Origin of the sequence: Sulfurimonas sp. NW7 (assembly GCF_051132265.1) — a bacterium.
Lineage (GTDB): Bacteria > Campylobacterota > Campylobacteria > Campylobacterales > Sulfurimonadaceae > Sulfurimonas > Sulfurimonas hydrogeniphila.
Genome location: NZ_CP093235.1, coordinates 174877 through 199307, shown reverse-complemented (window position 1 = coordinate 199307; position 24431 = coordinate 174877). Strand labels below are relative to the sequence as shown.

The following is a 24431-nucleotide window of genomic DNA, read 5'->3' as shown; positions in this document are numbered from 1 at the left end:
TCAAGCTGAGAATGACAAGTATCCTTTTTTTGTTAAATAATCTATGATTTTTTCCACAGACTCTTCTATACTGAGTTTATCTGTTTTTATAACTATCTCTGCATTTTTTGGAGCTTCATAAGGGGATGAGATCCCTGTAAAGTTTGCTATCTCCCCGCTCTTTGCTTTTTTATAAAGCCCTTTTGGATCTCTTTGCTCACAAACTTCTAGTGGAGTATCTATGTACACCTCTATAAACTCTCCATCTTCAAGAAGTCTCCTTACATTATCTCTCTCTTGTCTAAAAGGGGAGATAAAAGCACTCAGAACAATTATGCCAGCATCTACAAAAAGTTTGGCAACTTCACCAATGCGACGAATGTTCTCTATACGGTCTTCATCGCTAAATCCAAGTCCACGGTTTAGTCCTAGTCTAATGTTATCGCCATCTAAGAGGTAGGTATGCTTTTTGAGTTCATAAAGTTTTGCTTCAACTGCATTGGCAATGGTACTTTTCCCACTACCACTTAAGCCTGTAAACCAAAGCAGACAAGGTTTTTGTTGTTTTATCGCTGAGCGATCTTCTTTAGAAAGATGATGCTCGTGCCAGATTATATTTTTATTTGACATAGTTCTTCTTTATATGTTTTATGATGAGTTCTACTGACTCATCTACTGAGAGTTTATCAGTATCTACTACTATCTCAGCATGTTGTGGTTCTTCATAGACATCATTTACACCTGAGAAGTTTTGATACTCTCCACTAAGTGCTTTGGCATAAGCACCTTTATAATCTCTTTGTTTACAAGTTTCTACATCTGCTTTGACATAAACTACAACATTGTTCTTCACCATCTCTCGTATGGCTTTTCTGCTCTCTCTGTATGGACTCACAAATGATGCTACAGTAGAGATAGAGTTGTTTTGCAAAGTCTTTATAAGATTTCCTATGCGTTTCATATGTCTGTTCCTATCTTCTCTTGTGTAGCCTATGTCCGGTATAAGTTCTCGAATGTCTTTTGAGTCTATTCGCTCTAGTGGTATGCGAAGTTTTTCAAGTTCTTCATATACTCGGTCGGCTATAGTTGTTTTACCTGAGAGTGGCAGTCCTGTAAACCAGAGGTTAAAAGGTTCTATCTTCTTTCTCCCCCAGTTTATCTTAAACCAAGCTCTCTCATGTGCCCAGTAAAGTCCAACTTTAAGTACACTCTCTATAATACCTGTAGCGATAGCCAAATCAAGTCTTCCAAAAAAAACATAAACGATAATAACAGTAGTAGTTGTAGCAACAATGCGCCAGCTAATACCTTTTACAATTGATCGTTTATTTGTCTCTTTATACATTAGATTACTTTACACTCCCATTCTGGGAAATTATCTCGTATGTATTGGTTGAGTGCTTTTTCTGCATCTGTGTACTCTTTTTCTGCTAGCTTACTCACATCTGCTTCTCTTCTACTTACTCCTACTATCATACCTGCGCCAACAGTGTTATTTGTGATTCTATCAACTACTATGAAACTCCCCGTTAAGCGATTGTGTTCATAAGAGTCTGCAGCTATTGGTTGTGTTAGGAGCATTTTGCATGAGGCGATGTCGTTTAATTCCAGTCTATCGACTTTTGTTCTCTCATAACTGTTTACATCAATTTTATAGTTAATGTGTTCAAACTTTCCAGAGACAACAGAAGTAGCTCTTTTGATATCATAACTGCGCTTGACATCCATCGGATTTTCATCCATCCAAACAAGCATCACTTTGAGGCTGTTTGAAACTCTTGGTAGAGAGTCTGTATGGACTATCATATCGCCTCTACTTATGTCTACTTCATCTTCAGTTGTAAGCGTTATAGCCATAGGTGCATAAGCACTCTTGCATGTAGCTTGTCGATTTTTTTCTGTAATATCACCTGCATTTATAATGCTTTTGACTTTTGTAGTTTTACCAGATGGAAGTATGGTAATGTTATCACCAACACTCACACTCCCTGCTGCAATAGTTCCGCAAAACCCTCGAAAGTCTAAGTTAGGACGGTTTACATACTGAACAGGAAACCTAAAATCTTCCTCTTTTATCTCTTTAGATATATCCATACTGTCAAGCAAACCAAGAAGTGGTTGACCTTTGTACCATGGTGTGTTTTTACTGACATCTACAACATTATCGCCATCTAATGCGCTTACTGGTATGTAGTAAGTGTTTTTTATTCCTAACTCTTCTGCCAAGCTTTCATAAGCTGATTTTATATCATTGAACACATCTTCGCTAAAATCTACCAAATCCATCTTGTTGATAGCGATGATGACATGTTCTATGCCGAGAAGATTTACTATAAAACTGTGTCTTCTTGTTTGTGTGAGTATGCCTTTGCGAGCATCTATGAGTATGATGGCTACATCTGCAGTACTTGCACCTGTTACCATGTTACGAGTATACTGTTCATGCCCTGGTGTATCTGCGATGATAAACTTACGATTTTCAGTAGCGAAAAATCTATATGCTACATCAATAGTTATGCCTTGCTCACGCTCACTTTGAAGCCCATCAACAAGAAGAGCCATATCTATCTTCTCTCCAGTTGTTCCATACTTCTTACTTTCACTCTCAGCAGCACTGAGTTGATCATCAAATATCATTTTAGAATCATAAAGCATACGACCTATAAGTGTACTTTTACCATCATCAACAGATCCACAAGTCAAGAAACGAAGCATATCCTTGTTCTCATGCTCTTTGAGGTACTCTTCTATGTTTTTTATCTCAGCCATTAGAAATACCCCTCTATCTTCTTTTGTTCCATTGCGCCCTCTTGGTCTTTGTCTATCAATCTACCCTCTCGCTCTGAACTTGTTGAGAGTAGCATCTCTTTGATGATTTCTGGCAATGTTGTAGCGGTTGAGTTTATAGCCCCAGTGAGCGGGTAGCAACCCAGTGTTCTAAAACGAACCATCTCTTTTTTTGCAGTTTTTCTAAGTTCTTCAGGCATACGCTCATCATCTACTCGTATTTTTGTACCCTCATACTCCACTACTTCTTGCTCTTTTGCAAAGTAGAGTGAAGGGATTTCTATATTTTCTAAGTAGATGTACTGCCAAATGTCAAGTTCTGTCCAGTTGCTGATAGGAAACACTCGTACAGATTCACCTTTTTGTATAGCTGTGTTGTAAATATTCCACAGTTCTGGTCTTTGGTTTTTTGGATCCCATCTATGGTTTTTATCACGAAAGGAAAATATCCGCTCTTTTGCACGAGATTTTTCTTCATCGCGTCTTGCTCCACCAATAACTGCATCATAGCCACCTGCATTTAGTGCTTGTTTGAGTGCTTGTGTTTTCATGATGTCAGTATGCACTTTACTGCCATGAGTAAATGGTGATATATTCATATCAACACCTTCAGGGTTTGAGTGTACTATAAGATCAAAACCTAAATCTTTTGCTCGCTTATCACGAAACTCTATCATCTCTTTAAATTTCCACAGTGTATCTACATGTAGCATTGGAAAAGGTGGCTTGCTTGGTGCAAAAGCTTTCATGGCAAGATGAAGCATAACAGAGCTGTCTTTTCCTACACTATACATCATCACAGGATTCGTAAACTCTGCAGCAACTTCTCTAAGAATGTGTATTGATTCTGCTTCTAATTGTTTTAGATGTGTTAATCTTTCTTTAGTTATCATTATTATATTTTCCTAGGTACCAATCTATTGTTCTAATTATACCACTTTCAAAGTTCTCATCAGCCTTCCAGCCAAGTTTATTTTCGAGTTTTGTGGCATCTATGGCATAACGTCTGTCATGTCCTGCTCTATCTTCTACAAAAGTGATAAGCTCTTTATAACTCTCTTTTCCTATACGCTCTTTGGGTGGTACTTTTTCATCAAGTATTCCTGTAATGGCATCAACTATCTGAAGATTTGTTCGCTCATTTCTTCCACCGATGTTATAGACATTTGCCTCTTTACCTGTGTGGTACACTAAATCTATACCCTTGCAGTGGTCAAGCACATAGAGCCAGTCTCTTATGTTCTTTCCATCTCCATAGATTGGAATAGGCTCACCTGCTAAACATTTTCTAATTATGGTAGGGATGAGTTTTTCATCATGCTGTTTAGGACCATAGTTGTTTGAGCAGTTTGTAATCACAGTGTTGAGCCCATATGTTTCTTGGTAACTTCTTACTATCATATCAGAGCTTGCTTTGCTTGCTGAGTATGGAGAGTTTGGAGCATATGGAGTCTCTTCTGTAAAGAGGTCAGTCTCATTTAAAGTACCATAGACTTCATCAGTTGAGATATGGTGAAATCTACAATTTTGATATTCATTTTTATAGATAAATGGCTTTTCCATCCATCTGTTTTTAGCAACATCAAGCAGTGTAAATGTTCCATTTACATTTGTCTCAATAAATACTCCGGGATTTTTAATGGAATTGTCTACATGGCTCTCTGCAGCAAAGTGAATAACACCTCTTATATCATACTCATCAAATATAAACTCAACGAGTTCACGGTTACATATGTCACCTTTTATAAACTTATAACGAGGATTGCCTGCTACTTCTGTAAGGTTTTCTAAGTTTCCTGCATAAGTAAGCAGATCAAGATTGACTATATTGTAATCTTCATACTTCTCTAAAAAGTAGGGTACAAAGTTGCTTCCTATAAAGCCAGCACATCCTGTTACTAAAATTGTTTTATTTTTATTGTTAAACATTATCTTCTCTCTCCTAAAACTTTTAAACAGCTATCTAGTGAATCTTTCCAATATGGTATGCTTATGTCAAATATACTTTTGATTTTTGCCTTATTAAGCAGTGAATAGTGTGGACGAGTTGCCGGCGTTGGGTACTCTTTTGTCTCAATTGGATTTATTTCACACTCTATTTTTGCCATTCGCATTATCTCTTTTGCAAAGTCATACCAGCTAAGAACACCTTCATTTGAGTAGTTATAGATTGCAACTGTATCATTCTTAATCTTTGGTAAAATATCTAAAATAACCTGTGCAAAATCTTTTGCATAAGTAGGTGTACCCACTTGGTCAAATATCACCCCTAGACTCTCACGTTCTTTGCCAAGACGAAGCATAGTCTTTACAAAGTTCGCTCCAAAGCTAGAATATACCCATGAAGTCCTGATAATTACAGAATTTTTTGGATTTATCTCACGCAGAGCATTTTCACCTGCAAGCTTTGTTACTCCATAAACACCTTGCGGGTTTGTAGTGTCTTCTTCTGTATAAGGCTTATAGTTTTTACCGTCAAAGACATAGTCTGTTGAGATATGAATGAGTTTTATATTTTTATCTTTTGCAACTTCTGCAAGATATTTTACAGCCAAGTGGTTTACTTTGTCTGCATTTTCTCTCTCTTCTTCTGCTTTGTCTACTGCCGTATAGGCTGCAGCATTGATAATAGTGTCTATTTTGTTTTTTACTACAAATACTTCAACGGCAACTTTATCTGTAATATCAAGCGAGTCTCTGTCTGTAAAAAAGAAGTTGTATGCATACTTTTTTGAGAGCTCACGCAACTCACTGCCAACCTGACCGTTTGCACCTGTTACTAAAATATTACTCATTGTAGTAGTTTACCTCATAGTCAAATATATCTTCAGTCTCAGAGAGTTTTGGTTGAGTCTTGTCTTTTGCAGAGAGTAGCAGTTCCTCTTTTGGAACTATCCACTCTATGCCAAGTGCCACGTCATCAAAAGCGATGCCTCTGTCATTCTCAGGAGAGTAGTAGTTATCTACCTTGTAGGCAAAAACTGTATCGTCTTCAAGTACTACAAAGCCATGTGCAAATCCACGAGGGACTAAAAGCTGGCGTTTGTTCTCACCGCTTAGCTCCACACTCACGTGCTTACCAAATGTTGGGCTTCCTTTGCGAATATCTACAGCAACGTCCAATACTCTACCCTGAATAACACGTACGAGTTTCGTCTGTGCGGCAGGGTGGAGTTGGTAGTGAAGACCACGAAGCACGCCACGACTACTTTTAGATTCATTGTCTTGGCAGAAGTTGATTTTATAGCCTAAAAACTCTTGAAGTTTATCTGCTCTAAAAGTCTCTACAAAGTAGCCACGCTCATCACCGTGAACTTTTGGTTCGACTATTACTACATCAGGTATCTTTGTTCTTATAAAATTCATCTCTCTACTATACTTTGGCACGTTTTAGTAAATACTGTCCGTATCCATTTTTCTTTAATGGTTGTGCAAGTTGTATCAGTTGCTCAACAGTTATATATCCCATTTCATGTGCTATCTCTTCTATACAAGCCACTTTGAGTCCTTGACGTTTTTCAATGGTCTGTATAAACATACTTGCTTCAAGAAGAGACTCATGTGTTCCAGTATCTAGCCATGCATAACCACGCCCCATAAGTTTTACTCGCAATCTTTTCTCTTTTAGGTACTCTTGATTGAGTGTTGTAATCTCTAGCTCTCCTCTATCACTTGGCTGTACCTGTTTTGCTTTTTGTACAACATCATTTGGGTAGAAGTAAAGACCAACTACAGCATAGTTACTTTTAGGATTAGTTGGTTTTTCTTCAAGGGAAATCACCTCACCTTTTTCATTAAACTCTGCCACACCATATCTCTCTGGATCATTAACATAATAACCATATACAGTCGCTTTATTTTTCTCTTTTGCATTAAGAACACTTTGAGATAGCAGTTTTGTTAGTCCATGTCCATAAAAAATATTATCACCCAGAACAAGGCAAACATCACTATCTCCGATAAACTCTTCTCCCAGTATAAACGCCTGAGCAAGACCATCAGGAGAAGGCTGTACTTTATAGCTAAACTGCATTCCTATATCACTGCCATCACCCAAAAGTTTTTGAAAATTTGGAAGATCATCAGGAGTAGAGATAATAAGCACCTCTTTGATACCTGCAAGCATTAATACAGAAAGTGGGTAATAAATCATCGGTTTATCATAAATAGGTACGAGTTGTTTGCTGACTCCTTTTGTTATTGGATATAGCCTTGTGCCGCTTCCTCCTGCTAAGATAATGCCTTTCATATGTTCTTTCCTTTTTGTAGTTTCTCTTTTAAAATAATTTTTCCACCTTCAACCCCCGGTTGATTATAGGCATCAATGCACAAAACTTTCCACACAGCGATGTCAGCAGCTCATACTCATACATAAGCGCTGCTATGGCACTCTCACAGACTCCATCTATAGTTATGACATCACAGGGAATGTCGTTCATGTTGTTGATGGACTCTATGGTGGCGTCTGCCTGTTTGTTAATGAGTGAGGCAAACTCAAGATTGTTCAAATAGTCAAGCTCTTCAAGACCCTCTAGTGTAACTGCAGGGATTTTGAGGTCATTTTCAAAGTTTTCTACCTTAATGACGGTTACAGTTTTATCTCTTTTTCCTTCGATGATGAGTTGCAAAAAGGAGTGTTGGTCTATTGGGCCGATGATGCCTATGGGTGTGAGGCCTTGTCGTGTAGAATTGATGTCTACTTTACCAAGGCTCTCTCCCCAGAGTTGAATATACCACTTGTTAAAGCCCTCTAAACGTGAGGAGTAGGAGAAGACGACATTGATATTAAAGCTGTTTTTATACTCCACCAAGAAGCGGGCTTTTTTAAGAAGACGGTTTTTTATCTCATTTTGCTCCACAAAAAAGGCGTCATGAATTTTTTGTGCCCCTTTGAGCAGTTCGTCTATATCTATACCGACAATGGCAAGCGGCAGGAGTCCCACAGCAGAGAAAACAGAAAACCTTCCTCCCACATTTTTAGGAATCTCAAAAGTTTTCATCTGATGTTTATCTGCATAGCTTTTGAGTTTGGAATCATTTTCAGTGACAACAACACAGTTTGACTTATCAATCTTCACAAGTGCATTAATATACTTAAAAATTGCAACAGTTTCAATAGTTGTACCCGATTTGGAGATAACTATAAAGAGAGTATCTTCAAGTGCTATGCCTTCGACTTTTGACTTAATGTCAATAGGGTCAGTTGTCTCTAAAAAGATGAGCTTTTTTTCCAGGCTGCGTGAGTGTTTGAGATACTTATAGATGGCATAGGTCCCGAGTGTACTCCCGCCAATACCGATAACAACGATGTTTTTTTGCTTGACTGTTTTGGCATAGGCTTTAAAAGGGATAGTATCAATAAAAGGAAGCGTATAGTAGCCTATATGCTCTTTTTCCTCTTTTATCGCTGTAAAAATATCATCATCTGATATGGTTGGATTGAAATTATGTTGGTATTGCAACTTTTTAAATTCACTTAAATATTAATTTTAGTTGTATTTTACACAAAATTCTTTAATCTTAACACAAATGGGGGGGGAATCCTGGTAAACTTATCAAATAATGTAACTTTTTGGAAGTTTTAGATAAGTTTGACTCTTCATTTTTAGTATATATAATTATAATAATTGCACTATGAAATTAAAAACTAGTTTATCTAAATGTATATGTACAGTTAACTACTATGAATATGTAAAAACTCATATCGAAGATGTAAATTTGTCAAAAGTTCATGGTAAGCTAATTGACTTGCAATATGAAGATATTTTCTCTCATCTGTATGTATGTTTCGCAACTCTACTGTAATATAGTATTGGCAAAATGGTTCAATCATAAAATTAAATTTATCAAACAAAGTATTTAGCTTTTTATGCTCAGTTAAAATATAATTATCATGCATTGCTTCAATTTCTTCTTCTCTTTTATACTGTTCAGATTTTACTGCAATGATAAGCCAATTCATAAATATTGCTATAAATAATAAAAGAAAGAGAAATCGAGCGAGTATGCTATTAAACTGAAAGAGAAGTGATATCAATGTAGCAAAAATAAAAAACAATTGAAAATAAACATATTTTTGATACTTTTTTCTCGCACTATTAATATCCATTATTTTTACTTTAAACTGTTCTGGTGCTGTTAGTTCTTTTTTTGCAATTAATTGATGTGAAGTTACATTGTGATATTTTCGAGGAAAGTGAAATAATTTTAAAATCAGGTTTTGTATAGAAATCTGGTCTCTCATAACCATGTTCGCATTATTTCCATGATTCTCACTGGTTTGCACTTCTGGCACTTATATTACCGAATCCATCATAAATTGTTTAATCATTTTTTTCAACTCCTGTATTTGTTCAGAATTTAATGTTTGAGTTGCAAGATAAACCAATTTTAGTAACCCATCATCAATATCATTGTTTAACGATTTTTTTTCAGAATATTGGCTACCAAATACTGTTCCTGCAATATTCCCATGATTATCACTAACAATTGCAGCACCAGTAGAATTAAAAATTTCTTGAAATATTCCAAGTTCTCTACACTTTTTTTTAACTGCTGAAATAGAATTTCTTATTTTCCAATTGGAAATAGTTTTTGGAGATGTGTTAATTACCTTAGATAACCCAGAGATAGAAGATACATTGTAATAAGCAAACATTCGCTCCAATATATCCTCAACGGTATATTTATTTTCCATATTAACCCCATTTAAGAACAATTAAAGAATATATTCGTCATAATTCTACAAATAAGAACATATTGATTCAAATGTTCTCAAGTGATTATATAATAATACCAATAAAAGGAAAAAAATGCAAATCAATGATGAAATTGGATATATCAAAAAACAATTAGACCAAATTATAGATTTTTTAAATCAAAAAACGAATTCTGAAGAATTAATAACTATCGAAGAAGCTGCAAAATTAAGCAAAATGGAATATCAAAAGTTACGCCAAATGTTTTTGAATGGTGAGATTCCTGGTAAACGATTTGGCCGAGCAATCAGAATCAGTAAATCTGCCTTACTGAAATGTAGAGAGGAGAAAAAATAATGGGTTCAATTGTTGTAAAACTTCCACTCGCAACTGTTTTGCATGAAATGGAGTATTTTTTAAAATTGGAAGATAATAGTATTTATTTTCGAAGTAGCAAAAGAGTAAGTGTTGTTTATTTGGATGAACTCTTAAAAATACCTTCAGTATTTTATGTTCCATTACAATCAATAAGTGCCAATATTGGACTTAAAAAGTTTGAGCAGGTTGTTCCTTATCTAAGTATAGTTCACCATATCCCTACTATAGATGCATTGCAGTTTATATATTTTACTTTTTCGAAACAAGATATTGCAGATAAAGAAATTGAGTGTATTTTTGTAGAAGCAAAAAAAGGTATTGCAAAAACACACTTTTTATATGATTTAATAAAAATCGACTCTTTACTAGTCAAAAATACAAGTAATTTTACAGGCAAAATAGATTATGAAAAACTAGAAAAAGAGTTTCATACTGCTTACACAAAGGCTACATATAAAAAACTTGTAAAAAAACCAGGTAAATATTTTTTTCAAAATCTTTTGGGTTTAAATTTGCATCACAAAAGAAAGGATTCCAATGCAAAATAAAAATGAAGAAAAAATCTTAAAATTTGGAAAATATGTCTGCCAACAGACTCTGGATTATAGAGATGATTTTGCCCTTTATAATATTTTGAAAACTTTAAAAATAACATTCTATTTAAATAAAGATCATGATGACTTGCTAGAAGAACTATTGAAACAGTGTAAAATTAAGCTTGATTTACCTCTATTTTTTAAAAAACTAGATCAAATACTTGAAAATTTGAATGGCACTCCAAAGAAATCTATGCTAAAAAAATCTCCAAAACAACTACAAGAAGCACCTTTAACATGGCTGTATTATGCAATTTATTTTTCGTTAGGCCTTGAAAATAAAACAGAAAAAGATTTTATAAACAATTCAAATATTCAAACTGTTCTCTTGTTGGTGATAAAATATCACCTATCATATATTATTTATAAAAAAGATGAAAGAGCCTCCAAGTCTCCTGCTGTATATAAAGATAGCACACAAACTATTGTTCGCATAATAGAATATTTACTAGCATTTGCACGAGAAAATAATGAAAAATTAAATAATATCTATTTCAATACTAAACAAGCGCTTGATCAGAACTTTTTTAATCTTTTAGAAGATCAAAATTCTAATGAAAAAAACTGTTTTTTTATAAGACGCGATAAAAAAATAGGTAATTTTTTAGTCTATCAAAATCATGAACTAGATATTCATATCCAAATTGAGTCAAGTCGTATGATTAGAAAAGGTGAATCTAGAAATGATTGGCAAAATACCAATATTGTGCATTATATACTTGATGGAAAGCAGTATTACATGCAAATACTTCAGTTAATTTTTCCTTCATCTGACGGAAATGGAAATGGTGGAAACGGAGGATCGGGTGGAAAAATACAATTCACAGAAGAAGAGGAATTCTTAAGAGATGTCATAAAACCAAAAGTACAACTACCAGAAGATTTCTCTCATGAAGATGCCATTGATGCACTGAATCGTGCCAAACTTAAAAAACGTGCTGTCCCTGCAAATGGGGAACAACAAGATATTCCAAATCTCTATAAACAACAACTGCAAAACAAAGCATTTTCAGCAAATATTACCAAAAGAGCACTTGTTTTATCAGCTGACTATGATATACCACCATTGCCAATCTTAAAAGACTTTATACATTTTTTAACTCAAAAACCTTTTGAGGGTACACTTATAGTTGAAGATATATATAAAACAATCTTTATGACTGACACACTCCTTGGATTAGGTTATGTAAAAATTTTAGATCTTTTTTTACAAAACCAAAAAATCATAAAACTAGAAAACAATTATCTTAAAATGGACCTCGATAATAATCTATTTTCAAAACGATCAAATAGTTATTTGCAAGAAACAACGAAAAAAATTATTTATAGAATTCCATATAGTCTATCACTACTTATAAACCGTGTACAAAACTATTTTCACGACTTTACTGATATGCAAAAAAAAGAACTTTACAACGAAGATAAAGCAAATGAATATTTTATGTTTATTAAAGAACAGATAAAGGCTTATCCAAAACATATAAGTCTCAACCCAAAACATATGTGGAAAATACTAGATTCTTACCGTAAGAAATACCTGTATGAAGATATGAGTACACTGTTTTGTATAGGTAGATATCAGCAAAATGATACACCTAAGCTTGCCTATGCCTCTACTAACAAGCGTGCACAAGGTCATTCAAATTTAGTTGAATTACTTTATGAGGAACTCGATATGCATATATGTTGTGCCAATCTTTTAGAAATAGAAGCATCAGTCTTTAAAAAATCCATTGAGTTTAATACTACATCTCAATATATTGGATCGGGACAAGTTGTTTTACCACAAAAAAGTAGCATGTTTTTTCAATCTTTAAAGAAGCTAATGATACGCGAAGAAAATGAAGAAAAATATTTTAATTTTTATGCTCTATATACAAGGTATGCAATGAGCTTATTATTGGGCACAAGAGGCTATTATAATTCTGCAAATTTAGATAGACTTAGTTTTGAACTTCACACATTTGTAATCTCAGAAAAGTCTCAAACACTTCTAAGTGGAGTGCGCATTATCCCCATGTCTAAGGAAATTGAAGATATTTTAAAAAAGTATCAATTACTTGCGGAGAGGCTTTGCATTCCTACTGACAATATCTATTTAATCAATAATAACAAATATGAAATTTATAAAACTGAAAATATTCTAAACATACTTGAGAATTACAATGTTGAGCAAAGTTTAATTGATTTTGTACGTTTAGTGCCTCTCAATACTGGTCGCCATGCTATTACAAAACTTGCAATGGAAACCAATTTTAATCTTTTTTATCTAGAATCTTTTATGGGGCACTATATAGCCGGTGCTGAACAGATGGGGATATACTCAACACTTGATATGCCAGACTACATTAGTAAAATAAGAGACTTAACATCAAATATTGCAAAAATTTATGGAGTTTAAGATGCAAGAGACAATAAATACATTAGAAGAAGGAATGAAGAAACACTCATCGATAAGCGCTTCTTTTAGAAAAGAACTTATCAGTTTTTTAAGCAAACATATCGAAGATGTGGCAGTTATAAAAAGTAAATTTGTATTTAATCTGAAGTTTTATGATCTATTTACAAAAATGCTTGAGAAAAAAAGTGATGGAGGAGTGCTTAATGAAAATGAGTATTACAAAAATTTCAATAGACTAAAACGCTTCAAGCTTATTCATCAAAAATCAGTATTTTTTCCAAAAGCCTTGAGCTTAAGATCAATAAATCCAACACATATAAGCTTATTGAGTGAAAGTTTTAATGATTTAGACATGATAGTGAAGCAGAGAACCTATATTATTGATAATATTCTCAAAAAAGACAGTGAATCTCTTGCTTATCTCTACATCTATTTACGAGTTTTTGCATTACGACCCTTAGATGTTGCCCTGCTTCAAAAAATTAGTTTACAAAATACAATACACTTAAATTCACATCTAATCATCCAATACATTGAGGACGATATAAGTGTATTGAAAAAGAACGAAGCATATCATCTTTATATATATGATAATGCTATTTTACCTTTCTTGTCAACATTAGCTCATGAAGATGATTTTTTATTTAAAAATATACAATTTTTTGAAGATTTTTTTCTAAATTTTAAGCGGACACATCTTAAAAATATACATATAATCAAATTAAAATATCTAAGCAGAAACATTCATCTTTTTAGTAACTCACCAATATATTTGACAGTTTATGCCAAGATAATACCCACTGTAAAACTTACTCTCAGCGAGATTAATAAATTGATACCAAATAAGATACCTCAACACTTATTAAACAAAGAAGAAAAGTATATTCAAGCAGTTTTTTCAAAAAATAAAATTGATGCAGATGAGCAAGATGTTATTGCAAATACTAGAAATAAAGAAGATACTATTTCAGGTCTTCAACTTAAGGAGTTAGATGATTTAATGACTTTTTTACATGCTAAATCAAATGTTTTACAAACAAAACAAGTAAATAGATCCTTAAGGGAGATTGCCTATTACTTGCAGATAGACAAATCAATCCATGCAAAAATGTTTTTAGAATACATTATGTATTTATTACAACTTCATCGTAAATACAAACTAAGAGCATCGACAGTAAGAGGCTATATATGGACACTGAATAAACATTTATTGAAAAACATACAAGATCTGAATGACATACAGAATTATGAACTTGAAAATTTATACAATAGACTGAACTCAGGCAAATATAAACTCTCATCTATCAAACAAATCACCAAGATTATTAGTAGATTTTTTAAATTTCATGCAAAAAAAGGATTAAAATTTGATACTATTGCCCTCTTCTATCCAAAATCACTAATATTTTTTGATGAATACAAAGAAATCTTGACCTTACTTGAACATAATATACATACTCAAAAAACACGTCTAGGAAAACATGATAAATTAGAACTATTACAACAGCAAGTTATTATCATTTTGGCTTATTATGGAGGTTTGCGCAAAAATGAACTCAGAACAAGAATGTTGCCAGATTTTTATTTTTTTGATAATGAAATCTATATAGATGTTAACAATACTGGGCTAAGGAAGCAAAAATTAAAACTTAAAACTTCACATGCAAAACGAAGGGTACAGCTACATCTAGATAAAGATTCCATGAAAATACTAAAAGAGTGGTATTTTTTGCGCAATCGATTATCTAAACGATCAGAATATCTTTTTTTAAAACGCAGTCATAATGGAGGTTTTTTAAATAAAGTTATCGGTGAAGATATATTTAATCAGCTCAATGCAATAATTAAAAAAGTAACAAACAGATATGCGACATTCCACTCATTTCGCCATTCATATGTTACATATAATTTCCAAAATCTAATAAATGGCTCAAAACAACCTTACTCTTTAATAGAGCAGGCAATACAGACAGGACACGAAACTCCGGAGATAACACTTAATTCTTATGTACATGGAGATTTATTGCGTGTGATACAAGCAATAAAAGACTCAGGTCACGAATAACTCATAATCATAAATTGGATAAATACTATGTCAATTTGTAAATTATTTGTATTTATTCTTATTTTTTTGCTACTTTATTTAAAAAGGATAAAAGGAACCTCTTATGGAAAACAAAGCAACAATCACCTGCCCTCACTGCCATACCAAAATAAGCATAGAAGATGCTTTATATACTCAGTTGGAATCACAGTTCAATAAAGATATTCAAGAAAAAAGGGAGCAGTATAAAAAAGCACAGCTTGAACTGCAACAAAAAGAAGATACACTAAAAAAAGAGCAAGAACAGTTTGAAGACAAACTCCAAGATGCTCTTACTCTTAGACTTAAAGCTAAAGAACAAGATTTAAGAGTATCTATTCAACAAGAGATGATGCAGATTAAAGAGCAAGAAGAAGCACTGCTAAAAGCTGAACTTGATAAAAAGAGCAAAGAGCTGCTTAGTATGCAACAAGAAGCAGATAGAAAACTTCAAGAAGCCCTCCAACAGAGTAAAAAAGAGCAAGAGATGCAGATAAAGGCACAACTAGAACAAGAAAGTGCTCTAAAAGTAAAAGAGTTAGAAGATGCCCTTCAAGCAAAATCACAACAAGTTCAAGAGCTTGAAGTAAGCAAAGCAGAGATTGCAAAACTTAAAATGCAAATCGAAGAAGCAACTGCTAAAGCAAAATCAGAAGCTCAAATAGAATTTTATCAAAAACTAACAGAAGAAAAACAAAAAGCCATCCAAGAGGTCAATTCCCAAAATGAACTAAAACTCAAAGAAGCAGATGAAAAGATGCGACAGCTTCAAGAACAACTCCAAATCGCTCAAAGAAAAGCAGAACAAGGAAGTATGCAGACACAAGGTGAAGTGCAGGAGTTGGCAATTGAGGAGTATCTCTCTTCAAAATTTCCTCTTGATACGATAGAAGAGATTAAAAAGGGGCAAAGAGGGGCAGATTGTTTGCAAATCGTAAATACTCAAGAGAAAGTAAACTGTGGGAAAATATATTATGAATCCAAACGCACAAAAGAGTTTCAAAAATCTTGGATAGAGAAGTTCAAAGCAGATATGAGAGAAAAAGGTGCAGATGTTGGTGTACTTATCACCGCTGTACTGCCAAAAGAGTTAGATAGAATGGGATTTTATGAGGGCATCTGGGTATGTACTTTTGATGAGTTTAAAGGGAGTGTCGCACTGATTCGTACCTCAATTATACAGGTCTCACTAGCCAAAGCATCTCAAGAGGGTAAAAGTGACAAGATGATACTACTTTATAACTATCTCACAAGCAATGAGTTTGCAATGCAAGTTGAAGCGATAGTTGAAGGATTCACAACAATGCAGAGTGATTTGCAAAAAGAGAAAAACGCAATGGCTCGCATTTGGAAACAAAGAGAAAAACAGCTTGAAAAGGTATTAGATAACACTATAGGTATGTATGGCTCAATTAAAGGTATAGCGGGCAATGCTATAGGTAATGTAAAAGCTCTTGAATTAGAGTATATTGAAGATGAGGAGGAGGAATAAAATGTTTGGAATCGAAACAGGATATATAAAAATTATAGATGAAAAACATCAAATTGTCTATCACTCAGGGAGTGCAGATGAAGTTGATTTAGAGGTTGATGAGTATTATGCGATATTTGTGCCTCAAGATGAGATTGAAGATGTAGAGATAGATGGTGAGTATTGTGGTTGGGGAGAGACTGAAAGAGGCAAAGAGTATCATGTTTATGGCTTTAGTGATTATCAAAGTTATGCCTATGCTTTAGCAAATATGTATATAGAATAGATGATGTATATCTTTGTATATGGCACTCTTAAAAGAGGGCTTCATAACCATGATTTACTTGAAAATGCAGAGTTTGTATGTGAAGCTACCACAAAAGAGAAGTATCCTATGGTTAATACAGAGGAGCATTTTCCATATCTCATAGATGATAAAGGGATAGGACATCACATACAAGGAGAGGTGTATAGGATTGATGAGACGATTTTAGCGATACTTGATATTTTAGAGGGGTATCCTGAGCATTATGATAGACAACAGATTCAAGTTGTCTCACTTGGGATTGAGCTTACGGCAATTGTCTATTTTTTAAAAGATGAAATAGACTATACAAACCTGAAGCTTCTTGAGAGCTTTTAAATAAAACTAACACAAAGGATATACGATGGAAAATATAAATGAAGAGTATTTTAACAATATGCTGGATTCGCTTTTTGAGGATGATGAAGATTTACGAATGTCACTTTTGAAGCAGTATATGTACGATAAGGACAAAGATATTTTTATCACTCCAAACAGTGAGCTTGATGAGGAGGAAGGGGTTGAGTGTTTAAAGAAACTCCATACAAACAGAAATGGATTTGATGTTTATATGTATGTAGTTAGAGTAGATAGAAGTAATCTTCCAAAAAAACCTTAACAAAAAAATAATAATTTGATAGAAAATGAAAACCATTCTTTTACAATTTTTTTCTGCTTATGAACAAAAAAGAGATATTAAGCCCATCAAGAAAAAAGATATTCTCTGGAACAATAAACCAATAAAAGAAAAATCTGTTTTACTGTGGGATTTGGAAAATATTCCTTTTCATCGCTTAAATGACATTAAAAGAACTATAAAATATACTCCCGATGAGCTATATATCATCACAAAACAACACTTAGGGATTAAGCTACTTACTAAAATACAAAAGGAAGGTTTTCAAGTTTTAACAGACCATAAAACTATTTCAGATGACAAAATAATTGCAATGATGAAGTTATTTCATAATAGAGAAAACATGGTACTCATTAGTTCTGATTCTGATTTTGCAAGAGAGATGAATAAGTACCTAAAAAATCATAAGCTGCACTGGATAGTAGTTGAGAATGTTAAAAAAGCTGTTGTAATGAGAGTGAACTTAGCAAGTACAAATCTTACTCTTAGTACCATAGAGCATAAGAGAACTCAAAAATCTCATGCTCCAAAGAATCCAAGAGGATTTTATAAAATTAAAAACGAATATGATATAAAAGTCTATTATAAATACTATATGGGAAGAATCAAAGAGTGGCTTATTAAAATAAAAAATTCTCTTGTCTTAATATCATTACAACAAAAAGTAGATAATAAGAACTTAACTATTTCCAATATAGAAACGATTCAAAAAGAGGGAACAAGAGCAGTTTATAGACGAAATTACAAAGGAAGAAGAGTTATCTGTGGAAAACTCTACTTTTATGACTCCGGAATGAAATTAATGCTCCATAAAAATCTTTTACGCAAGTATCATATGCCAAATTTTAAACACTCTATCGAATTTAATGACTTTGTTCAAGTTGAAAATTTGATACATTTTAAGCAGAGTGAAAATGAATATTATTTAAATGAATTTAAAAGACGCCAATTCTAACTGAGCATATTTCATTGTTAGAAGAATTTGTAATCACAACAAAGTAATTTCAGTAGTATTAAGTACAATCAAAAAAACTATAAGTATATGCTTTAAGGTTATTGCGAACACTATTAAATTTTATTTAAGTTTAAAATAGATAATTAGTAAATTTTAGCTATAATTATTAAATTAATATAAAATCAATTCGCGAGAAGCTTAAAATGAAGAAAAATACCATTACGAGGGTTCAATCGGAAATTCTAGATATACTAATTCAAGAAAAAAACTCTCTAAACTTAAAAGAAATAATACTTAAGCTTGGGAAAATTTCCACTGGTCCAAGAGCAATGCAAAAAGAGATGAGTAAGCTTAAAGATGCAAATAGGGTTAGTGTGACAGGAAATGCAGCATCCACACAGTATAGTATACAGGATGTTCAACGAGCATATCCTGGGTATAGTTTTTTATATGTTTATAAAAACAATGTAATTATTGGAGAGTTTTTTAAACTCAGAGAAAAATATCGCTTTTACTATGATAGTGAATACCTTGCTAAATATAATAAAGCAATTCCTACATTACCTCTGCAAATAGAATGTTTTGATTTTGACAATATTCCTGCCATATTTGAAGAGAATATGCTTGAGGGTATTAATAGAGAAATTGATGAAGTAGTTCATAAAACATCTGATGAATTTGAATTACTCGCAAGAATGGATGATAGTATTGGAGATTTGTGCTTTTCAAAATCAAAAGAAAGATGTTTCATTGAAGGTGCCATGGCAAGTAATTATATGAGTTCTTTAAATGATATTCTTGGAGAGCACCCTATGATTAATATCTTAGATGGGTTTGAGATACGCATAGAAGAGGAAGAGCTTTTTCCAGAAGAGTATGATCTCTCTAAAATTGAGATGAAACAAACTCAAGGGATTAGCGGTTTTCAGTATAAAAAACTTGTCAATATTGACTTTGAAATGAAAACTATTACAACAAATGAAAAAGCTCATATGTATATTCTTAAACCTTATAGTCGTCTCAAAGCAAATAGTACAAATGAAAATTATTTCCCCCATATCTCTTTAAATGAACATCTGCATCTATCATTTGCTAAAAATGAACTTGGTTTTAGAGTGCCTTATAGTGCGATAGTAAAATCTGATATAGATGATGAATATCACTACATAGTAAAAAGATTTGATAGGCTTGGTACAAATCGCTTTGCAAAGTCTTCTTTTGCTGCTTTTTTAGGCTTGAGAAGTGAAAATAAATATGATACAACTTCTGAAAAAATGTTCAAACGGATTGCCAAGGAGTTGATTGCCCCAAAAGAGAGAATGGAACTACTCAAACACTATGTTTATTCATCGATTGTTGTTTATGAAGATCTTCACACTAAAAATCTATCCATTATATATGACAATGAAAAACCATTGTTTGCACCACTTTATGATGTTTGCTGTACGGGGCTATATGATAGTACAAAAGGATATGAATCAAGATTACCTATTAATGGAAAGCAGACAAAAATTCGACCAAATGATTATAGAGGCTTGTGTAAAATCCTAAATATTGACTACAAAGAGTTTTTTAAAGAAGCAAAAATTATTGCTCAAAAATATGAAACAAAAATGCCTCTTTACTTTAATCAGATAGCAAAATTAGGACACATCCCTTTTTATCATAAAAAGCAAGTAAAAAAAAGAGGCTCTAGCGATATTATATTAAAAAGAGATGTGAATCCTGTTGAGTTTGTAAATGTATTACGAGAATTTCATTCAAAAAGAGTAAGAGAACTTAAAGAGTTACAATGGATAGAATAGCTTATTGCATAATATTTACATTAATACAACTATATAACGAAAAACATTAGTTTTCCGACATACTTATCAAAATCTTGCAAATGAATACTATTTTTAGCTAAAATATATACGAAAAACTATGTCGGATTGATAAAGTGTCCGAAAATATACTACAGGAGGTTTTTCGTATGTTAATTGGTTATATGAGAGTTTCAACTGAAGATCAAACAACTCAGTTACAAAAAGATGCATTATTAAAATATGGTGTAGATAGTAGAAATATTTTTGAAGATACAATATCTGGAAGTAAAGATAAAAGAGAAGGTCTTGACAAGGCTCTTGATTTTTTACAAAGTGGAGATATTTTAGTTGTCTGGAAATTAGATAGGCTTGGGAGAAGTTTGGCACATCTTATCAATATCATCAATTCATTAAAAGAAAAAGGTATTGGTTTTGTGTCTATAACAGAAGGGATGGACACATCTACTGCGAGTGGCGAACTATTTTTTCATATCTTTGGTGCATTGGCACAATTTGAGAGAAGCTTAATTCAAGAAAGAGTAAATGCTGGTTTAAAAGCAGCCAAAGCAAAAGGGAGAGTTGGAGGTCGTCCAAGAGCAATAGATGACGAAAAACTTATGATTATAAAAAAAGCACTTGATGATGGTATGAGTAAAGCAGCAGCATGTAGAACTTTTGGAGTTAAGCGAAGTACTCTTATAGATAGTTTAAATCGGTTAAAAGTACAATCTTAAGTTTGAGTTTATACTTTCACATTGCAATTCTGATAATTATGTATAGTAAAAATAAAGAATTGAATTCGTCTAAATCTTAGAAAATGTTACATTATCTTATAAATGCTTTTTTGACGAGTTTGATAATAAAATAAATTTTAAAATGAAACGAAAAAACAGAATAATCATCTCAAATATGGTATGATTATATAAAGGTATTTAATATGAAAAAATGGATTTGGGAAAGAGAAGGTTATCCTAACTTTACTTATGATAAAACAAAAGTGGACTTTTTAGTAGAAAAAGTTTCTCAGGAGCAAGGTTATCTTATCGCTATGAGTGAAGTGATGAACCGAGACACTATAACTCAAAAACAATTAGAAGCTTTAGAAAATGAAGCTATAAATACAAGTGCAATTGAGGGAGAGATTTTAAATCGTGATAGCGTAAAAGCATCTATAAATAAACGTTTTGGTCTTAGAGATATAGACTATACAAAAATAGACGAAACAACAGATAACCTGATTGAAATACTTATAGATGCCAATACAAATTATGACAAAGATTTAACACTAGAGAGACTTTTTGGATGGCATCATGCACTTTTCCCAAAAGGATACAGTGGATTTATAAAAATAAATATTGCTTCTTTTAGAGGAGAAGAAACTATGCAGGTTGTCTCCAATGTAGCTGGCATAGAAAAAGTTTACTATGAGGCTCCACCTAGAAATAGATTAGAAAAGGAGATGGAAGATTTTCTAGAGTGGTTTAACAGTGAACCAACACATATAGTAAAAGCGGCGATTGCCCATCTTTGGTTTGTCATTATTCACCCATTTGATGATGGGAATGGAAGAATTGCAAGAGCTGTAACAGATTTAGTTCTCTCAAAAATAGAACGTTCTAAAATCTCAAAACTCTATTCAATGTCAAGTGCTATAAATGCAGATAGAAAAGGCTATTACAACGCTTTAGAGCATACAACAGGCTATATAAAACGAAGTGATAATCATCTTGATATAACTACATGGTGTATCTGGTTTTTAGAAACACTTCATACCACTCTTGTTGATACTAGAAAAAAACTTCACTATATTATAGATAAAACAAAATTTTGGGATAAGTTTAAAGATTGTAAATTAAATGCACGACAGATAAAAGTGTTAAACAGAATTCTTGATGTGGGAGTAGAGAATTTTTTAGGAGATTTAAGTAAGAAAAAATATATCAAAATAGCTGACACAACACCAAGTACAGCTTCTCGTGATATCGCGGAACTCTTAGAGTTTGGATGCATTGAACAAGTTGAAGGTACTCAAGGGAGAAATATTCGGTATAGAGTTGTTGTTTAGTTCTCTATCTGGAATGTCCCCTAAAAACTAGACAAAACTGAATTCTTTTAAATATCATATTATCTTATAATAAAGCTGTATTCTTAACTTGGTAGTTTTTACACAATAAATCTATATCTTGTGAAACAATCGTGAAACATTTTCAAGTGCTATTTTTAATAAAAAACAGTTTATCAGGTACCTATTTAAGGTACTTTGAGGTAAATTGAACAGTTTTTATATAAAAGCTTAATATATTATCAATTTTTTACATCTTCCTTGCTAAAATTAGAGTAAATAATTTGAGACAAATAAAAATATTTGATCATGTTTGTAATAGAGTTAATATAAGGTAAAAAAATATGAAGTTCAATGTATATTGTGATGAAACACTACCAGAGCTTTTTACTTCAACTAAGGCAGTGGATAAAAGATTAATGATAGGAAGTCTTTGGATTGAGTCTGGCTTAAATGATAGTATAAAACAGCATGTTAAAGAGCTTCGTCAAAAACATAATTGTTGGGGTGAAATTAAGTGGACGAAAGTATCTCCATCAAAAGAAGCATTTTATTTAGATATTATTGATTTATTCTTCTCTTATTGTCAAACGAACCCTAAAAATTTGCACTAAAAAGTAAAAAAAAGTTACAATTTGAAACTTAAACCACCACTTTGTTTTGTCCTGTTTTGTTTGAAGATTTAGCTCCAAACTTATATAAATCTGAATTGATAATTCCTGACTCTTTTTTCTCTTTTAATCTATAGCTGTCTCCTTGTATGTTGATGATGTGTGAATGATGCAGTAGTCTATCGAGGATAGCAGTTGTTACAACCTTATCACCTGCAAATACCTGTGACCACTTGCTAAAGACAAGATTGGAGGTAAGGATAGTAGAGGCTTTTTCATACCGTTTAGAGATAATCTGAAAGAAGTGATTGGCTTCCTCTTTGTTCATATTGAAATAACCTATCTCATCGATAACAAGTATTGAAGGATTGGTTACTGATTTTAAAAAGGCATCATACTTCCTCTCTTTTTTGGCTTTATTGGCATTGGCAAGTAATTCTGCAATAGTAGTAAACTTTGCTTTGTATCTGTTCTGAACTGCCTTATATGCCAAAGCAATAGCCAGATGGGTTTTGCCTACACCACACTCTCCAAGGAGAATAATGTTTTCATGCCGTTTAATAAAACCTAGAGTTGCCAACTCCTCTATTTGTTTGCGGTTAACTCCTACAGAAAAAGTATAATCAAACTGCTCAAGCGTTTTAATAGCAGGAAACCCTGCAAGTTTGGTTAGGGTGTTTTTACTTCTGTCCATTCTACTGTTATTTTCAAGCACTAAAAGTTCATGTAAGAACTGTGTATATTGCCAACTCTCTTTGGCAGCAGTGGCGGCAACAGTGTGAAACTCGTTTGCTACAGTAGAGAGTTTGAGTGATCTGCAAAGTGTTTCTATCTCCTGCTCTAGTTCCATAAAGCACCTCCCAGTTGTTGCATAGAAAAAGTTGGCAGCATACAGTAAAGCAGGGCAGCAGGGATCAGTTCATCATAACTTTGTATATCTGGTTTTGGAATATAGATAGAATCTATTGTTTGTGTTTTATTGAACTCTTGATTATTTTTTGCTACACTTTGTATTACAGCCTTTGGATGGATGCCACCATAAGGTTTAGGCAGAGAAAGCAAGTGGGGTTGCTCCTCTGCCAACAGATCAAATGGCCTTTGCAGGGTTGTTTGATGTATGCGTACATTGGCTTGCATTTCAAGCCATTTGAGTACTTCTGCATTAGCATTGTCAATATTGAGCTGATAATTTTTCATTGCAAGTTTTACACGCAGTGCGTTATGAAAACTGTAGCGTAAATAATGGTTAAATCTCTCAACTTTTCCTTTCGTCTTTGCACGGTATGGTCGACATACTTTAATAGCAAAGCCACAATGCTTGGCGAAGTCTTCAAAGAGAGGATTGAGTTTATGTTTACCTCTCCCGTACGCATTGCGTCTAATAATGACTGTGCGCATATTATCATATAGACACTCTAGTGGAACGCCTCCAAAGTATCTAAAAGCGTTCATATGGCATGCCAGCAATGTCTCTATCTTTTCATTATCAACATACTCCACATACGAAGCCCTTGAATAGCCCATTGTAGCAACGAATGCAGAGAGGTTGTCTTTTGGAAACTCTACCCAATCGACTTGCATCTGTTTGGCTGGCTCTGTTTCAAAGCGTATAAGCTTTTCACTATTTTTTATTCGCTCACGCAGTTCATATTTCTGCATTACCT

The 24431-nt window shown here is 33.1% G+C and carries 25 protein-coding genes and 1 pseudogene; 13 read left to right on the top strand and 13 right to left on the bottom strand.

Annotation, left to right across the window (positions count from 1 at the left end; all coding sequences use genetic code 11):
• The 11 genes and pseudogenes from cysC (MLC35_RS00990) to MLC35_RS00940 all read right to left on the bottom strand — a co-directional run bounded on the left by cysC (MLC35_RS00990) (window position 1) and on the right by MLC35_RS00940 (window position 9463).
• Entirely contained in the window at window positions 1-609 is a 609-nt protein-coding gene (gene cysC / locus MLC35_RS00990) for an adenylyl-sulfate kinase (RefSeq protein ID WP_434637378.1), read from the bottom strand.
• The gene (gene cysC, locus MLC35_RS00985) at window positions 599-1324 is read right to left on the bottom strand and encodes an adenylyl-sulfate kinase (protein WP_434637376.1); all 726 of its coding nucleotides are present in this window, start codon (window positions 1322-1324) and stop codon (window positions 599-601) included. The genes cysC (MLC35_RS00990) and cysC (MLC35_RS00985) overlap by 11 nt, the downstream gene beginning before the upstream one ends.
• Complete coding sequence (cysN, locus tag MLC35_RS00980) at window positions 1324-2748, bottom strand: sulfate adenylyltransferase subunit CysN (RefSeq protein WP_434637375.1); 1425 nt, start codon at window positions 2746-2748, stop codon at window positions 1324-1326. The genes cysC (MLC35_RS00985) and cysN overlap by 1 nt, the downstream gene beginning before the upstream one ends.
• Window positions 2748-3659: a sulfate adenylyltransferase subunit CysD gene (cysD, locus tag MLC35_RS00975; protein WP_434637372.1), complete on the bottom strand. Its 912-nt coding sequence runs from the start codon at window positions 3657-3659 to the stop codon at window positions 2748-2750. Before cysD ends, cysN begins: the two co-directional genes overlap by 1 nt.
• Window positions 3649-4695 (bottom strand): dTDP-glucose 4,6-dehydratase, encoded by a 1047-nt coding sequence (gene rfbB, locus MLC35_RS00970; protein ID WP_434637369.1) that lies wholly within the window; start codon window positions 4693-4695, stop codon window positions 3649-3651. The genes cysD and rfbB overlap by 11 nt, the downstream gene beginning before the upstream one ends.
• A complete protein-coding gene (rfbD, locus tag MLC35_RS00965; protein WP_434637367.1) occupies window positions 4695-5561 on the bottom strand; it encodes a dTDP-4-dehydrorhamnose reductase in 867 nt (288 codons plus the stop codon). Before rfbD ends, rfbB begins: the two co-directional genes overlap by 1 nt.
• Window positions 5554-6132, bottom strand: coding sequence for a dTDP-4-dehydrorhamnose 3,5-epimerase (gene rfbC / locus MLC35_RS00960; protein WP_434637365.1), 579 nt, complete (start codon window positions 6130-6132; stop codon window positions 5554-5556). Before rfbC ends, rfbD begins: the two co-directional genes overlap by 8 nt.
• Window positions 6133-6139: 7 nt before the next feature.
• Window positions 6140-7015 (bottom strand): glucose-1-phosphate thymidylyltransferase RfbA, encoded by an 876-nt coding sequence (gene rfbA / locus MLC35_RS00955; protein WP_434637363.1) that lies wholly within the window; start codon window positions 7013-7015, stop codon window positions 6140-6142.
• A pseudogene (locus MLC35_RS00950) lies at window positions 7012-8228 on the bottom strand (glucose-6-phosphate isomerase). Before MLC35_RS00950 ends, rfbA begins: the two are co-directional and overlap by 4 nt.
• 212 nt (window positions 8229-8440) lie before the next feature.
• The gene (locus MLC35_RS00945) at window positions 8441-9061 is read right to left on the bottom strand and encodes a hypothetical protein (RefSeq protein WP_434637361.1); all 621 of its coding nucleotides are present in this window, start codon (window positions 9059-9061) and stop codon (window positions 8441-8443) included.
• Window positions 9062-9463, bottom strand: coding sequence for a hypothetical protein (locus MLC35_RS00940; RefSeq protein ID WP_434637359.1), 402 nt, complete (start codon window positions 9461-9463; stop codon window positions 9062-9064).
• A 115-nt stretch (window positions 9464-9578) separates the two neighbouring features.
• On the opposite strand from MLC35_RS00940, the gene MLC35_RS00935 reads away from it, so the two are divergent.
• The 13 genes from MLC35_RS00935 to MLC35_RS00875 all read left to right on the top strand — a co-directional run bounded on the left by MLC35_RS00935 (window position 9579) and on the right by MLC35_RS00875 (window position 22770).
• The gene (locus MLC35_RS00935) at window positions 9579-9821 is read left to right on the top strand and encodes a helix-turn-helix domain-containing protein (RefSeq protein ID WP_434637357.1); all 243 of its coding nucleotides are present in this window, start codon (window positions 9579-9581) and stop codon (window positions 9819-9821) included.
• Window positions 9821-10390, top strand: coding sequence for a hypothetical protein (locus MLC35_RS00930; RefSeq protein WP_434637354.1), 570 nt, complete (start codon window positions 9821-9823; stop codon window positions 10388-10390). Before MLC35_RS00935 ends, MLC35_RS00930 begins: the two co-directional genes overlap by 1 nt.
• Window positions 10380-12839: a hypothetical protein gene (locus MLC35_RS00925; protein ID WP_434637352.1), complete on the top strand. Its 2460-nt coding sequence runs from the start codon at window positions 10380-10382 to the stop codon at window positions 12837-12839. The genes MLC35_RS00930 and MLC35_RS00925 overlap by 11 nt, the downstream gene beginning before the upstream one ends.
• Window position 12840: 1 nt before the next feature.
• Window positions 12841-14904, top strand: coding sequence for a tyrosine-type recombinase/integrase (locus MLC35_RS00920; RefSeq protein ID WP_434637350.1), 2064 nt, complete (start codon window positions 12841-12843; stop codon window positions 14902-14904).
• A gap of 103 nt (window positions 14905-15007) precedes the next feature.
• On the top strand, window positions 15008-16414 hold the full coding sequence (locus tag MLC35_RS00915) for a DUF2130 domain-containing protein (RefSeq protein ID WP_434637348.1): 1407 nt from the start codon (window positions 15008-15010) through the stop codon (window positions 16412-16414).
• Between the two features lies 1 nt (window position 16415).
• Window positions 16416-16679: a hypothetical protein gene (locus MLC35_RS00910; protein ID WP_434637346.1), complete on the top strand. Its 264-nt coding sequence runs from the start codon at window positions 16416-16418 to the stop codon at window positions 16677-16679.
• Window positions 16680-16682: 3 nt separating this feature from the next.
• A complete protein-coding gene (locus MLC35_RS00905) occupies window positions 16683-17036 on the top strand; it encodes a gamma-glutamylcyclotransferase family protein (protein WP_434637344.1) in 354 nt (117 codons plus the stop codon).
• A 25-nt stretch (window positions 17037-17061) separates the two neighbouring features.
• The gene (locus tag MLC35_RS00900) at window positions 17062-17316 is read left to right on the top strand and encodes a hypothetical protein (RefSeq protein ID WP_434637342.1); all 255 of its coding nucleotides are present in this window, start codon (window positions 17062-17064) and stop codon (window positions 17314-17316) included.
• A gap of 25 nt (window positions 17317-17341) precedes the next feature.
• Entirely contained in the window at window positions 17342-18289 is a 948-nt protein-coding gene (locus MLC35_RS00895; protein WP_434637340.1) for a hypothetical protein, read from the top strand.
• 203 nt (window positions 18290-18492) lie between these two features.
• Window positions 18493-20094 carry a type II toxin-antitoxin system HipA family toxin gene (locus tag MLC35_RS00890; RefSeq protein ID WP_434637338.1) on the top strand — a complete coding sequence of 534 codons (1602 nt, stop codon included), beginning with the start codon at window positions 18493-18495 and terminating at the stop codon, window positions 20092-20094.
• Window positions 20095-20261: 167 nt separating this feature from the next.
• The gene (locus tag MLC35_RS00885) at window positions 20262-20828 is read left to right on the top strand and encodes a recombinase family protein (protein WP_434637336.1); all 567 of its coding nucleotides are present in this window, start codon (window positions 20262-20264) and stop codon (window positions 20826-20828) included.
• 203 nt (window positions 20829-21031) lie between these two features.
• Window positions 21032-22159 carry a Fic family protein gene (locus MLC35_RS00880; protein ID WP_434637334.1) on the top strand — a complete coding sequence of 376 codons (1128 nt, stop codon included), beginning with the start codon at window positions 21032-21034 and terminating at the stop codon, window positions 22157-22159.
• A 341-nt stretch (window positions 22160-22500) separates the two neighbouring features.
• A complete protein-coding gene (locus tag MLC35_RS00875; RefSeq protein ID WP_434637332.1) occupies window positions 22501-22770 on the top strand; it encodes a hypothetical protein in 270 nt (89 codons plus the stop codon).
• A gap of 28 nt (window positions 22771-22798) precedes the next feature.
• Here MLC35_RS00875 and istB read toward each other — a convergent pair whose 3' ends face one another.
• Complete coding sequence (istB, locus tag MLC35_RS00870; protein WP_434579842.1) at window positions 22799-23617, bottom strand: IS21-like element helper ATPase IstB; 819 nt, start codon at window positions 23615-23617, stop codon at window positions 22799-22801.
• Window positions 23608-24426 carry an IS21 family transposase gene (gene istA, locus MLC35_RS00865; protein ID WP_434637330.1) on the bottom strand — a complete coding sequence of 273 codons (819 nt, stop codon included), beginning with the start codon at window positions 24424-24426 and terminating at the stop codon, window positions 23608-23610. Before istA ends, istB begins: the two co-directional genes overlap by 10 nt.
• Between the last annotated feature and the right edge of the window lie 5 nt (window positions 24427-24431).